The sequence below is a fragment of the Haloplanus sp. HW8-1 genome, from assembly GCF_023703795.1.
In the GTDB taxonomy this organism is placed as follows: Archaea; Halobacteriota; Halobacteria; order Halobacteriales; family Haloferacaceae; genus Haloplanus; species Haloplanus pelagicus.
In genome coordinates this window covers 840,896-852,968 of the sequence record NZ_CP098518.1, presented here as the reverse complement: position 1 = coordinate 852,968, position 12,073 = coordinate 840,896, and the positions used below count along the sequence as shown (strand labels likewise).

The 12,073-nt window shown below is 69.9% G+C and carries 12 protein-coding genes; 5 read left to right on the top strand and 7 right to left on the bottom strand.

What is annotated here, in order from left to right:
• Nucleotides 1-2: 2 nt before the first annotated feature.
• The 4 genes from NBT82_RS04570 (at nucleotide 3) to NBT82_RS04555 (ending at nucleotide 3,218) form a co-directional block, all read left to right on the top strand.
• Entirely contained in the window at nucleotides 3-1,154 is a 1,152-nt protein-coding gene (locus tag NBT82_RS04570; protein ID WP_251330392.1) for an enolase C-terminal domain-like protein, read from the top strand.
• Between the two features lie 55 nt (nucleotides 1,155-1,209).
• Nucleotides 1,210-1,443, top strand: coding sequence for an Rdx family protein (locus NBT82_RS04565; RefSeq protein ID WP_251330391.1), 234 nt, complete (start codon nucleotides 1,210-1,212; stop codon nucleotides 1,441-1,443).
• Between the two features lie 72 nt (nucleotides 1,444-1,515).
• Nucleotides 1,516-2,469, top strand: a complete 954-nt coding sequence (locus NBT82_RS04560) for an ABC transporter ATP-binding protein (protein ID WP_251330390.1) — start codon at nucleotides 1,516-1,518, stop codon at nucleotides 2,467-2,469.
• The gene (locus tag NBT82_RS04555) at nucleotides 2,466-3,218 is read left to right on the top strand and encodes an ABC transporter permease (RefSeq protein ID WP_251330389.1); all 753 of its coding nucleotides are present in this window, start codon (nucleotides 2,466-2,468) and stop codon (nucleotides 3,216-3,218) included. The genes NBT82_RS04560 and NBT82_RS04555 overlap by 4 nt, the downstream gene beginning before the upstream one ends.
• 3 nt (nucleotides 3,219-3,221) lie before the next feature.
• Here the strand turns inward: NBT82_RS04555 and NBT82_RS04550 are convergent, their stop codons facing one another.
• From NBT82_RS04550 to NBT82_RS04535, 4 genes are all read right to left on the bottom strand, one after another.
• Nucleotides 3,222-4,748 carry a PH domain-containing protein gene (locus NBT82_RS04550; protein ID WP_251330388.1) on the bottom strand — a complete coding sequence of 509 codons (1,527 nt, stop codon included), beginning with the start codon at nucleotides 4,746-4,748 and terminating at the stop codon, nucleotides 3,222-3,224.
• The gene (locus NBT82_RS04545; RefSeq protein WP_425601777.1) at nucleotides 4,745-5,143 is read right to left on the bottom strand and encodes a PH domain-containing protein; all 399 of its coding nucleotides are present in this window, start codon (nucleotides 5,141-5,143) and stop codon (nucleotides 4,745-4,747) included. Before NBT82_RS04545 ends, NBT82_RS04550 begins: the two co-directional genes overlap by 4 nt.
• Nucleotides 5,144-5,327: 184 nt before the next feature.
• Nucleotides 5,328-6,428, bottom strand: coding sequence for an aminotransferase class V-fold PLP-dependent enzyme (locus NBT82_RS04540; protein WP_251330386.1), 1,101 nt, complete (start codon nucleotides 6,426-6,428; stop codon nucleotides 5,328-5,330).
• A gap of 62 nt (nucleotides 6,429-6,490) precedes the next feature.
• The gene (locus tag NBT82_RS04535; protein WP_251330385.1) at nucleotides 6,491-7,234 is read right to left on the bottom strand and encodes a DUF7260 family protein; all 744 of its coding nucleotides are present in this window, start codon (nucleotides 7,232-7,234) and stop codon (nucleotides 6,491-6,493) included.
• A 286-nt stretch (nucleotides 7,235-7,520) separates the two neighbouring features.
• Between NBT82_RS04535 and NBT82_RS04530 the strand changes: the two genes are divergently transcribed.
• On the top strand, nucleotides 7,521-8,429 hold the full coding sequence (locus NBT82_RS04530; RefSeq protein WP_251330384.1) for a DUF4349 domain-containing protein: 909 nt from the start codon (nucleotides 7,521-7,523) through the stop codon (nucleotides 8,427-8,429).
• 131 nt (nucleotides 8,430-8,560) lie between these two features.
• Here NBT82_RS04530 and NBT82_RS04525 read toward each other — a convergent pair whose 3' ends face one another.
• From NBT82_RS04525 to ribH, 3 genes are read right to left on the bottom strand one after another with little or no spacing between them, the layout of a single operon-like run.
• Nucleotides 8,561-10,459, bottom strand: coding sequence for a DEAD/DEAH box helicase (locus tag NBT82_RS04525; protein ID WP_251330383.1), 1,899 nt, complete (start codon nucleotides 10,457-10,459; stop codon nucleotides 8,561-8,563).
• Nucleotides 10,460-10,517: 58 nt separating this feature from the next.
• The gene (locus tag NBT82_RS04520; protein ID WP_251330382.1) at nucleotides 10,518-11,666 is read right to left on the bottom strand and encodes a pyridoxal phosphate-dependent aminotransferase; all 1,149 of its coding nucleotides are present in this window, start codon (nucleotides 11,664-11,666) and stop codon (nucleotides 10,518-10,520) included.
• The gene (gene ribH / locus NBT82_RS04515) at nucleotides 11,663-12,067 is read right to left on the bottom strand and encodes a 6,7-dimethyl-8-ribityllumazine synthase (RefSeq protein WP_251330381.1); all 405 of its coding nucleotides are present in this window, start codon (nucleotides 12,065-12,067) and stop codon (nucleotides 11,663-11,665) included. Before ribH ends, NBT82_RS04520 begins: the two co-directional genes overlap by 4 nt.
• Nucleotides 12,068-12,073 lie beyond the last annotated feature (6 nt).

Sequence of the window (12,073 nt, the reverse complement as noted above, 5' to 3'; positions counted from 1 at the left end):
CGATGCGCATCAGCGAGATCGAGATCCACGAGTTCGACTACGAGGTGCCACGGACGGGGACCGTCGACGGCAACTGGGTGTACGACCCCGACTCGACGCTCGAACCGCCCGGGTTCGTCCTCACGATCCGGACCGCCGACGGCACGGAGGGACGGTACCGCGGATTCTCGTTCACACCGCCCATGATCGCACAGATACGGATGGTGGCCGAGGAACACGTCCTTGGCCGTGATCCGCTGGCACGGCGAGAGATCTGGCAGGACTGCTGGCGGGCGCTCAGACACACCGATCGCTTCGGGGTCGGCCCCATCGACGTCGCGCTCTGGGATCTCGCCGGCCGGCACTACGGCGAGAGCGTCTCGACGCTGCTCGGCGGCGGCCGCGACTCGCTTCCGACGTACGCCTCGACGATGTTCGTCGACGACAACGGCGGACTCGACGGCCCCGAGGCCGTCGCAGACTTCGCCGAGACCTGTCTCGACCGTGGTTACGGCGGGTTCAAGTTCCACGGCCACCCCGCCGTCGATCCCGACCTCGACGTCGCCATCTGCGAGGCACTCGCCGAGCGTGTCGGCGACCGACTGGATCTCATGCTCGACGCCTCCAGCCTCTATCGGACCTACGCCGACGCTCTAGCGGTCGGGCGGGCGCTCGACGACCTCGGGTTCTTCTGGTACGAGGATCCGTTCCACGACGGCGGCGTGAGCGAGCGGGCGGTCAGGAAACTCGTCGCCGAACTCGACACGCCGATGCTCGGCCTCGAACACGTCCGCACGGGGCCGTACGGCACCGCCGGCAGCCTCGCCACGGAGGCGACGGATCTCGTCCGGGCGAGCGCCCACCTCGACGGCGGCATCACGGGGGCGCTCAAAATCGCGGAGACCGCCGAGTCCTTCGGCGTCGACGTGGAACTCCTGCTCGGCGGCCCGGCACACGCCCACCTGATGAGCGCGTTGCGCAACTCCAACTACTTCGAACACGGCCTTCTCAACCCCGAGAGCAACTGGATCCTGAATCAGGGGTTCGAGGGCGAACCCGAGGCGATCGACGGCGACGGCCGGATGCCCGTCCCCGACGACCCGGGACTCGGCGTCGACATCGACTGGGCGTTCGTCGAGCGCCGCCGCACGGGACACACCCGGATCGACGGCTGATCGTCCCGAGTCGGACGGGGCGGGATTTATGCCGCCGCTTCCCTAACGGTCGACCATGACTGACGTGGCCATCGAGTACTGTGTTCCGTGTGGCTTCCTCGACCGTGCCGAAAGCATCCAGCACGCCCTGCTCACGGCGCTGGGCGAGGACCTCGACTCCGTGGCGCTCGTGACCGGCGAGAAAGGCGTCTTCCGGGTGCACGTCGACGGCGACACCATCTACGACAAGGACGAGGACGGCGATTACGACGTGGACGAGTTGGCCGCGATGGTCCGAAGCCGGGTGTGAACTGTCGGCTCGGACGCCACTGGACAGCACCGAAGGGGAATCCTTACCTCGCCACCCTCGCGAGCCTCAGGTATGGCCGAGGCAGAGGTACTCGTCGCCGACGACGTGCGCAAGCAGTACGGCGACGCCGTCGCGCTGGACGGCGTCTCGCTGTCGATTCCCACCGGCGAGGTGTTCGGCCTGGTCGGGCCGAACGGCGCCGGCAAGACGACGCTCGTCCGGGCGCTCACCGGGACGACGCGCTGTGAGGGGACCGTCCGCGTACTGGGGGTCGCCCCCGGCAACGTCGACGCCGCACGCGTGGGCCTGCTCCCCCAGTCGTTTCGCCCCGCGGACCGGCTCACCGCCCGCGAACTGATCGCCTACTACGCCGGTCTCTACGACGACGCCCGGTCCGTCGAGGCCGTCCTCTGCGACGTGGGGCTCTCCGACGATGCCGACACCTGGTACCAGAACCTCTCGGGGGGCCAACAGCGCCGCGCCTGCGTCGGCACGGCGCTCGTGAACGACCCCGACGTGCTCTTTCTCGACGAGCCGACGACCGGCATCGACCCCGCCGGTCGGCGGTCGCTGTGGACCCTGATCGACGACCTGGCGGCCGGGGGTACGACCGTGTTGCTCACCAGTCATTCCATGGCGGAGGTCGAACGCCTCGCGGATCGGGTCGGCCTGCTCCGCACCGGACGCCTCGTCGCTGTCGGGACGCCGGCCGCGTTGATCGCGGAGCACGGTGGCGACAGTCACCTGCTCGTCGACGCCACCCGGCCCGTCGACCGGGACGCGCTCTCGACTGCCCTCGGCGCCGAGGTGGCCGAACGCGACGGGCGACTGGTGGTCCGTGACGTCGCACTCGCCGACGTCGGCGACGTCGTCGCGACGCTCGAAGCCGAGGGCGTAGACGTCGACTCGTTCACCTGGGCTGAACCCGGGCTCGAGGACGTCTACCTCCGTCTCACCGGCGAATCGATCGCCCCGGCGGACGCGACCGGACCCGCCACGCCGACCGAGACGGAGGGCGAGCGATGAGCCGGCGTCGGCGGATTCGGTCCACGTTCGTCGGCGCCCTCCGGTCGTTCGTCCGTCGGAAGACGGCCGTCTTCTTCACGTTCTTTTTCCCCGTCCTCCTCATCCTGATCTTCGGCGCCCTGGTGGGAACGCGGCCGACCGGCGGCGGCCTGTTCGCCCGGGAGCCGTCGTACTACCTCCCCGGCTACCTGGCCGTCGTCGTCGTGTTCACGCCGCTGTCGCGGGTCGGCAGTACCATCGCCCGTCACCGGGACGGCAACCGGTTCGAGAAGTTGGCGACGACGCCGCTTCGGCGCTGGGAGTGGCTCCTGGCACACACCCTCGTCAACGTCGCCATCATCGGACTCGCCGGCTTGCTCCTGCTGGTCTTGGTCGTCATCGTGACGGGCGCCGAGGTGGTCGTCGGGCCGGTGCTCCTGGCACTCGTACCGCTGGTGGTCGTCGGCGTCGCGCTCTTCTGTGGGCTGGGAGCGATCCTCGGCCGGATCGCCGACTCACAGGACGGCGTCATCGCCGCCAGCAACGCCGTGGCGCTGCCCGTCTGGGCACTCTCGGAGACGCTCGTCCCGCCGACGATGCTGCCGGCGTGGTTCCGGCCTGTGACGGCGTTCTCGCCGCTGACGTACTTCTCCCGTGGGGTGCGGACCGCGGCCGACGGCGGCGATCCGACGGGCGCACTCGCCGTCCTCGCCGTGTTGGCGGCCGCCTTCTTCGTCGCCGGCGCCGTCGCCGTCCCCCGCACGGAGTGATCGTTACGTCCCGGACGGTGCGTCCGTACCGACGTCGTCGCCGGTGTCGGGACTCGCCGTCGACCCGTCGTCGAGCCACCCGCGGCGTGTCGCGAGCGACTCCCGAAGGCGGGTATCGAGGGCCGTCCGGAGGTCGTCGGCCGTCGCCGCGTCGACGTCCACCGCGGCGGCGTCGTGGCCGACGAGCGAGAGCGACCCCGCGGTGTCTGCGGTGACGGTCGCCACCCCCCACCGGCGCTGGAAGACGGTTCGCGTGTCGATCACCGTCTGCACTCGGTAGTACGGCACGACCTTGATGCGCCGTCTGAGGACGCCGTTCCGGGTGACGACGTGGGTCTCGCCGAGCCAGTACCCGCGGTGTTTCCACTTGAGGTGGGCGGCGACCGGGGCGAAAAGCGCCAGGGGGAGTGGGCCATACCACGGCAGCGAGCGGGGCGTGACGACCGTCACCGCATAGAGGAGCCCCACGAACACGCCGACGGCGAGCAGATAGCGGAACGCGTACCGGCTCCGGACCCGCTTCGGCGGGCGCTCGAACGCCGGCGACCCGAACGACTCGATCCGGTTCGCGAGGTCGAACACCCGGTCGCGGGCGGCGAGGGGCACGGCCGCCTCCGAACCCCCCTCGCCGGAGCCGGACCCCGGGGCGTAGCCCGCCGTCTCGATCCGGAGCGACGCGTAGCCGAAGAACCGCTTCAGGGGATCGTCGGCGACCGTGAGGGTCTGGACCTTGTCCAGCGGGATCGAGCCGTCGTACCGACGCAGGAGTCCGCGTTCGTACTGCAGTTCGTCCTCGACCCGGGTCAGTCGGAAGTCGTAGTAGTTGAGGACGGCCGCGGCAGCGCCGGCGAGCCACGCTACGAGGACCACCCCGACCCCGAGGGCGACGACGCCGGCGGCGAGCAGGAACCGGCTCGTTCCGACGGGAAGCAGCGACGAGACGGCGGGCACGCTCCCCGAGAGGAGGACGAAGAGCAGTCCAGGGATGCGAGCGTCGAAAGAGAGCGCCCCGACCAAGGCGAGTTCCCGGGGAGAGAGCGCGAACAGTTCCGCCGCCTCGGGGGCGTCGGCGTCGCCGTCCTCGGCCTCGCCGCCGCGTTTCAGGCGACCGATCTCGGCCTGGAGCCGCTTTGCTTCCGCGAACTCGACGAACCGGAGCGAGGCCTCCGTCTCGCTCCCGCCGGCCGTCTCGAAGTCGACGGCGGCGACGCCCAAGGCCCGCTGGACGACGTTCCGGCTGATGTCGACGTTCTGGATGCGCCGGAGCGGGATCTCCCGGTTCCGACGGGAGATCACGCCCGAACGGATGTCGAAAGTATCGCCGTCCAGGTCGTACTCGAACCGCCGGTAGTAGGCGACTTCGTAGCCGATCACGAGGAGCAACGCGAGACCGACCAGCCCGGCGCCGACGAGGGTGCCGACGGGGCCGAAGGCGGCCGACGCTCCGGAAAACAGGATGGCGGCAGTGAAGACGACGCTCCCGCCGCGCTCCACCACGCGGTACGGGACCGAGAGTAGCGAGAGTTTCATACGGCGTCTTCGCCCTCGGCACGGATGGCGAGGCGCTTCAGCCGTTCACGCAGGTCGTCGGCACCCTCGGGTGTCAGTCCCGGAACCGTCACGTCGGCGCCGCGCGACCCGGCTGTGTAGACGACGGTACTGGCAAGGCCGACGAGTCGCTCGACGGGGCCGCGCGAGGAGTCGACGTGTTGGAGACGGACGAAGGGAACGACCGTCCGGACGCGCGTGAACACGCCGCGTTCGAGATAGAGGGCGTCGTCCCGCACCTCGTAGCGCCAGACGCGATACCGCGCGACTGCGAGGCCAACGCCGACGGTGAGGACGGAAACGAAGACCGCGGGCGGAACCCACACCGGCAGGTCGACGGCCAGCAGGTCGACGGTCTTCGAGATGACGGCCAGGATTCCGGCCACGATAGCGGCCTGGGCGGCCCAGACGACACGAACCCGCGGGTGGAGCCGGTTCACCGGGGCTCCCCCTCCTGACGACGGCTCATGCCACCCCGTTCCGGTCGGCGCGGTAAATATGGTCGTGGTCGACCCGACGGGCCGTCCCGGCGCTGTGGGGACCGCGTGGCGTGGGGGTCGCTCACAGCGCGTCCAGCAGCGCGTCCACGTCCGCAGCGGTGTTGAACACGTGGACCGACGCGCGCACCGCGTCGGGGTAGGGCAGCGATCGAACGTGGACGTCCCGCTCGCCGAGACGTTCGACCAGCCCCTCGGGATCGTCGGCGTCGAAGGTGACGAGTCCGGATTCGTACTCGCGGGGACCGAGCAGGCGATCGTCGAGCCCTGCCTTCAGGCGATCGGTCAGCCGCTCGATGCGGCCGGTGATCGTGTCGTAGCCGATGGCCTCCATCGTCTCGATCGCTTTCATCAGGCCGCGGTACGGCGCCGGCGACGTGGTGCCGACCTCCAGTCGGGGCGCCCCGGCTTTCAGTTCCAGATCCGTGGCCCCGGTGTCCACGACGCTCCGGTAGCCGGCGACGCCCGGCGTGAGACGGTCGGCTACCGACCGATCGACGTAGAGAAACCCGGCTCCCCACGGACCGAGGAGCCACTTGTGACCGGCGGCGGCGACGAAGTCGGCGCCCCACTCGCCGACGTCGACGGGCACCTGACCCGGCGACTGGACGGCGTCGACCAGCACCAGCGTGTCGTGGTCGTGGGCAATCTCGACGATCTCCGGGATCGGCAACTGCGTCCCGTAGTTCCAGGTGATCGAGTTCAGACAGAGCAGGCGGGCGTCGGCGACGGCGGCGTCCAGCGCGTCGAGGTCGACACGCCCGGCCTCGGTGTCGAGGACCCGCACTTCGACGCCCTGCTCGCGGAGGTTCCACCAAGGAACGACGCCCGCGGAGTGTTCGAGGTCGGTGCGGACGACGACGTCGCCCGCCTCCCAGTCGAGGGCGGCGGCGACGCGGGCGATTCCGTCGGCGGTGCTCTCGGTGAGGGCGATTTCGGACGGCTCGGCGCCGAGGAAACCGGCGACGGTCTCCCGGGTCTCTTCGAACGTCTCGAAGGCCGCGGGGTACGCGCCTTCCTCGACGGGGGCGACGTACTCGTGGTGTTCGAGGAAATCACTTGCAGCCGAGACGACACGTCGGGGGGCCGGCCCGGACGCGCCGGTGTTGAAGTAGATTCCGCGATCGAGGGCGGGGATCTCCGCCCGCAGCTCTTCGGGTCGCATACCGTCTCTTGGGGGCGGCCGCCACCTCAACGTTTCCCGTCGGCGTCGACCGACGGCGGCGATCAGGCCGTCGAGGCGAGCCGCCGTTCCACACGCCGTCGGGCACAGTCGACCGCCCGCCCGGCGTCCGCGGCGGCGGCGAGCACCGGGTACGTCTCCGGGAGGTCAGCATAGAGGTACTCGGTCAGATCGGCGGGAATGCCCGGGAGCGTCCCCCGGTGGCCGTGGATCGTCTCCTGTCGGCGCATGGCGATCCCGTCGATCCGCGTCTCGAGGTCCCGGAGCGTCCCCCACAGCGCGTGGAGGTCGTCGAACGAGCGATCCGGCAGCGGCCGGTCGTCGAGGGCGTCGAGGTCGGCATGGAGCGCCGACAGGTCCGACGCCGTCCGGGCCAGCGAGTCGTCCTCGCGGCCCAGAACGTCGAGAAACTCCGCCCGTTCCCGGCGTGCGGCGTCGGCTGCGGCCCTGACGGCGTCGCGAAACTCGGGAGTCAGCGCCGTCCCACCGACGAGGGCTCCCGCGAGGTCATCGCCGAACTCGACTGCGAGACTCTCGGCGACCGTGTCGCCGTACGCCGCCTCGTAGTGGGGGACGCTCATCACCGTCTCCACGTACGCCTCCCGGACGCGTTCGAGCGACCGATCGGAGCCGCCCGGGTCGGTCAACTGTGGCGGAGCCGTCGAGGCGGCAACCGTCTGGATGCCGGCCACGCGCCGGTCGAACGCTTCGAAAGCGTCGAGTTCGGCAGCTACACACGACCGCTCCTCGGCGACGGCCGTGCGTGCCTCCTCGATACGAGCCGTCATTCCCGCCCACCGATCGTTCGTCCGTCCCCCACCGCCGTCCTGGCCACACGCCGCCGTCCTCTCGGAACGCCCGCGGCTGCGAGCGGGCGCCTCCGACGTTGGGAACCGCCACGTGGGTCCTCGCCGTTCATGTCGTCGTCACGTTGTTGTGTCAAGATAAAAATATCGTATATAATATCTATCCTGCTCGGATCGCCGTTGTGACAACAATACCCACGGCGCCGAATGTCAAACGGCCGTTTGTGTCTTGGCAGGGGTTTTGCGTCGGGACGGACAAGGAGCGCGCATGGTACGACGAACCCGGATCGTCACCGTCCTGTTCGTGGCCCTGGTACTGCTCGCCGGCTGCAACGGCGCGGCCGGCGGCGCGGAGGTCGGTGCAGGGGGTGGCGGTGACAGCGCCACGTTCGCGGAGACGCAAGGAGCCGACGCCCAAGAACGTGCCGCCGACGGAGGCGACGCCGGCAACGGCGGCGCGAGCGGTGGCGAGGAAGAGGCCACTGCGGCGACGAGCCGATCGATCATCCGGACGGGTCACGTCCGCCTGCGCGTGGACGACTTCGAGGCGTCCCGGTCGAATCTGACGGCACTCGTCGAGAGCCACGGCGGCTACGTCAGCGACTCGGCGAAGCAGGTCAACGACCGCGACGACGCCGCCTGGACGTCCGGCCGGGTCGTGCTCCGGGTGCCCGCGGATAACTTCTCGGCGACGATGACCGCCGTCGAGCGTGAGGGACGGGTGCTCGAATCCCGGACCGAAACCCAGGACGTGACCGATCAGGTGGTCGACCTGCAGGCGCGACTGGAGAACCTCCGGGCCGAACGCGACCGACTGCGGACGCTCTACCAGCAGGCAAACGACACCGAGGACGTCCTCGCGGTCGAGCGGCGACTCTCCGAGGTCCAGACCGAAATCGAGCGAACGGAGGCGCAGTTACAGAACCTGCAGCGACGGGTCGCGTACTCGACCATCACCGTCGAGATGGCCGAACCTCGCCCCGACCGCCCGGCACCCGACCAGTGGTACGACACGCCCATCGTGGCCGCCTTCCTCGAGTCAGTCGAGGGCGTCGGGGTCGTCCTCCGGGCGTTGGTTGTCGCGGGCGCCTACGCCGCCCCGTACCTCCTTGCTTTCCTTACGCCTTTCGTGGTCGTCGGAGCGCTGCTCTACCGGTACCGCCACCGGATCCTGTAAACAACCCAACCCTCCCCGATCATTTCGCCCTCCTCGCGGCCGGCGGCTCAACGTCGGATGACGCTGATCTCGGCTCCGATGAGCGGGGTATCGGCACGCGGCACGGAGACCGACCCCGTCACGCAGTACGTCTAGAGCCGCGCCCGCAGATCACGGAACGGGAGACTGGCGTCGACGTCTAGGGCGTCCGCGATGGCGTCGGCCGCACCCAGCAGCCACGCCGCCCGCTCGATCCGCGACTCCAAGTCGCCCGGCCCGATGCGGAACCGCTCGACCAGTTCCTCGGCGCTCGCTCCCTCGGTCCACTCGTGGAGGATGCGGGCCGTCTTCACGGCCGTGAGCCAGCCCTCGAAATCGGCCGTCTCGGTCATGCCCGTCGTGAACTCGTCGGCGTGGGTCCGTGCGAACCGGTACATCTTCGCCCGCTCGCGGTTGCCGAGATACGTGTCCTGCATGTCCGGCGTATCACAGACGATCTCCAGCGCCGTCAGCGCCGTCACCGTCTCCATCCCCGCCGCCGTCCGCACCCCCTCGACGACCCGGGCGCCCGTCTCCGGGGTGACGTACTGTTTCGAGACGCGCTCGCCGAGTTCGGTCGCCGACAGCTCCGCCCCGTCGACGATCATCCCCATCTCGACGAGATCCGCGACCGCCGTGTCGACGACGCCGCCCAGTTCCGCCGTCGGCGTGCCGTGGGCGTAGAACGTCGCGTCGAGTACGTCGAGGATTCCCGCCCGCGAGGCGGCAAACGCCGAGGCGACGATCGAGAGGACGTGCGTCCGGAGCGCGTTCGGGTCGGCGAGCCGTGACTCGACGCGTTCGGGCGCCGCCGTGACGTACCGCTCCCACAGTTCCTCGCGGCTGGATTCGTCTCCCACCAGTATCGCCTCCCCGTAGGGATCGAGGTGGGGGCGGCCCGCCCGGCCACACATCTGGTGGACCTCCAGCGTCGGCAGCCACTCCATCCCCGAGCCGGTGTACCGCTGCTGATCCCGGATCACGACCCGGCGTGCGGGGACGTTCACGCCGGCCGCGAGCGTCGGCGTCGCACAGATAGCTCGAAGCCGGCGGTCGCGGAAGGCGCGTTCGACGGCGATCCGGTGGCTGCTTCGGAGCCCCGCGTGGTGGAAGGCGACCCCGTCGTCGAGACAGTCGGCGAGACGGCGCCCCGTCTCGGTGCCGTCGAGGTCGCGGACCTCGCTCGCTACGTCGGGCGACGCGCCCAGCCCCGACTCGGCGAGACGTTCCGCGAGCGACTCGGCCTCGCGCCGCGACCGGACGAACGCGAGAGCCTGTCCGCCGCCGTCGACGGCCCCCGAAACGAGGGCGTCGGTCGCCTCGGTCGCGTCGGCCGGATCGCCGGCCACCGCCACGTCGAGGGTCGTGTCGTCGTCGAAGGTCGCCACGCCCTCGGCGTAGACGCCGGTGCGGAGGTCGACCGGCCGCCACGTCGACTGGACGAGGGCGGCGTCCAACCAGTCCGCAATCTCGTCGGGGTTGGCGACCGTCGCGGAGAGTGCGACCACCTGCACGCCGGGCGCCCGCCGCTGGAGGGTCGCGAGCGTCACCTCCAGCGTCGGCCCCCGCCCCTCGCTGCCCACGAGGTGGACCTCGTCGACGACGACGCAGGCGAGGTCGGCGATCCAGTCCGCGCCGTTCCGGATGGCCGAATCCACCTTCTCGCTCGTGGCGACGACGACGTCGTGGTTCCCCAACTCGTCGGTAGTCTCGTCGAAGTCGCCGGTCGAGATTCCGACGCTCACGCCCGGCAACTCCGAGAACGTCTCGTACTTCTCGCGGGCGAGCGCCCGGAGCGGGACGATATAGAGGCCCGGCCCGTCGGCGGTCAGCATCGCCAGCGAAGCCACGAAGGTCTTGCCGCTCGCTGTCGGGACTGCGGCGACGAGTCGCGTCCCCTCGGTGACGCCGGCGTCGACCGCCGCAACCTGTGGCGGGTAGAGTTCGTCGATCCCCCGCGACTCGAAGTGCTCGATCACCGCCGTCGACAGGGGCAGGTCCCGAACGCGCATCGGGTAGTCGTGGGTCGGCACCCCACCTAAACCCACGGCCCGGTCGCCGCGGGGCGATCTATAGGTAGCCGCCCTCGGCCAGTCGCTCGACGCCCTCCCGCAGTCGCTCCGTGCTCGCGGCGTAGGAGAGGCGGGCGTAGCCGGGCGTGCCGAAGGCACTGCCCGGCACCGTCGCGACGTGGGCGTCCTCGATGGCGCCCTCACACCAAGCCTGGTCGTCCTGATCGACGGGGAGCATCATGTAGAACGCGCCGTCGCCGACGGGTACGTCGACGCCGTGGTCGGCAAAGAGGTCCGCGAGCATGTCGCGGCGTTCGCGGAAGGCCGCGCGCATCTCGGCGACCGCCTCGTCGGTGTTCCGTAGCGCCTCGATCCCCGCGTGCTGGACGAAGTTGACGGCACACGACACCGAGTGCGATTGAATCTTGCCAGCCTGCGAGATAAACGACTCCGGCGCACGGAAGTAACCGAGCCGCCACCCCGTCATCGCGTAGGCCTTCGAGAAGCCGTTGACGGTGATGGTGCGGTCGCCCATGTCGTCGAGACTGCCGAGGCTGGTCTGCTCGACGCCGTACGTGATCTCGTCGTACATCTCGTCCGAGATGACCGTGATGTCGTGCTCGATCGCCAGATCGCGGACGCCTTCGAGGGCGGCGTCGGAGTAGACGGCGCCGGTGGGGTTCGACGGGGAGTTGACCACCAGCAGTTCCGTCTCGTCGGAGACGGTCGCCGCGAGGTCGTCGATGGCGGGTTCGAGTTGGAAATCGTACGGCGAGAGATCGACCCGCGAGAGGTCGGCGCCGGCCATCTTCGCCTGTGCCTCGTAGGAGACCCACGCCGGATCGAGGAGGACCACCTCGTCGCCCGCGTCGATCAGGGTGTGGAAGATCTCGTAGAGCGCCTGCTTGCCGCCGGGGGTGACGATCACGTTCCCCGCCTCGCAGTCGATGCCGTCCGCGCGGAGTTTCTCCGCGATCGCCTCCCGGAGTTCCGGAATGCCGTTCGAGGAGGTATAGCCCGTGTCGCCGACGTCGAGCGACGCCTTGGCGGCCCGCTTGATGTTGTCCGGCGTGTCGAAGTCGGGTTCGCCCACCGAGAGGTCGACGACGTCGATCCCGTCGGCTTCGAGTTCGTTCGCGAGGTTGCTGATCGCGAGCGTAGCGCTCGGCTCGACGCGCTCGACACGCGATGCGAAGTCGAATGTCATGGTAGCGTGTGTACCATTTCGACCGCCGCGTTTACCGCTTCCGCTCCCTTCTCGACGCGCTCCCGGGCTTCGGCGCCGCTCATTCCCGGCCCGGAGACGCCGAAGGTGACCGGTGTGTCCCGGTCCAGACTCACCCGGGTGAGCGCCTGTGCCGTCGCGTCGCCGATCACCTGGTCGTGATCCGTGTCGCCCGTCACGATGGCGCCGAGAACGGCCACCGCATCCACGTCATCGCGGCGGGCGAGCCGATCGGCCGCCAGCGGCGCGTCGTACGCCCCCGGAACCGACAGCTCTGCGCCGATTTCGGCGTCGGCCGCCTCGGCCGCCGTCCGCGCCGACTCCGCCATCGGTTCGGTGACCGACGCGTTGTACTGTGCCACCACAAGCCCCAGTCGAACCATGTGAGC

What these genes read in the sequence shown, in the direction of transcription:
- NBT82_RS04555 (WP_251330389.1), top strand. Translation starts at nt 2,466, where the DNA reads ATGAGCCGGCGTCGGCGGATTCGGTCCACGTTCGTCGGCGCCCTCCGG.
- NBT82_RS04560 (WP_251330390.1), top strand. Translation starts at nt 1,516, where the DNA reads ATGGCCGAGGCAGAGGTACTCGTCGCCGACGACGTGCGCAAGCAGTAC.
- NBT82_RS04550 (WP_251330388.1), bottom strand. Translation starts at nt 4,748, where the DNA reads ATGAAACTCTCGCTACTCTCGGTCCCGTACCGCGTGGTGGAGCGCGGC.
- NBT82_RS04565 (WP_251330391.1), top strand. Translation starts at nt 1,210, where the DNA reads ATGACTGACGTGGCCATCGAGTACTGTGTTCCGTGTGGCTTCCTCGAC.
- NBT82_RS04525 (WP_251330383.1), bottom strand. Translation starts at nt 10,459, where the DNA reads ATGCGCGTTCGGGACCTGCCCCTGTCGACGGCGGTGATCGAGCACTTC.
- ribH (WP_251330381.1), bottom strand. Translation starts at nt 12,067, where the DNA reads ATGGTTCGACTGGGGCTTGTGGTGGCACAGTACAACGCGTCGGTCACC.
- NBT82_RS04535 (WP_251330385.1), bottom strand. Translation starts at nt 7,234, where the DNA reads ATGACGGCTCGTATCGAGGAGGCACGCACGGCCGTCGCCGAGGAGCGG.
- NBT82_RS04530 (WP_251330384.1), top strand. Translation starts at nt 7,521, where the DNA reads ATGGTACGACGAACCCGGATCGTCACCGTCCTGTTCGTGGCCCTGGTA.
- NBT82_RS04540 (WP_251330386.1), bottom strand. Translation starts at nt 6,428, where the DNA reads ATGCGACCCGAAGAGCTGCGGGCGGAGATCCCCGCCCTCGATCGCGGA.
- NBT82_RS04570 (WP_251330392.1), top strand. Translation starts at nt 3, where the DNA reads ATGCGCATCAGCGAGATCGAGATCCACGAGTTCGACTACGAGGTGCCA.
- NBT82_RS04520 (WP_251330382.1), bottom strand. Translation starts at nt 11,666, where the DNA reads ATGACATTCGACTTCGCATCGCGTGTCGAGCGCGTCGAGCCGAGCGCT.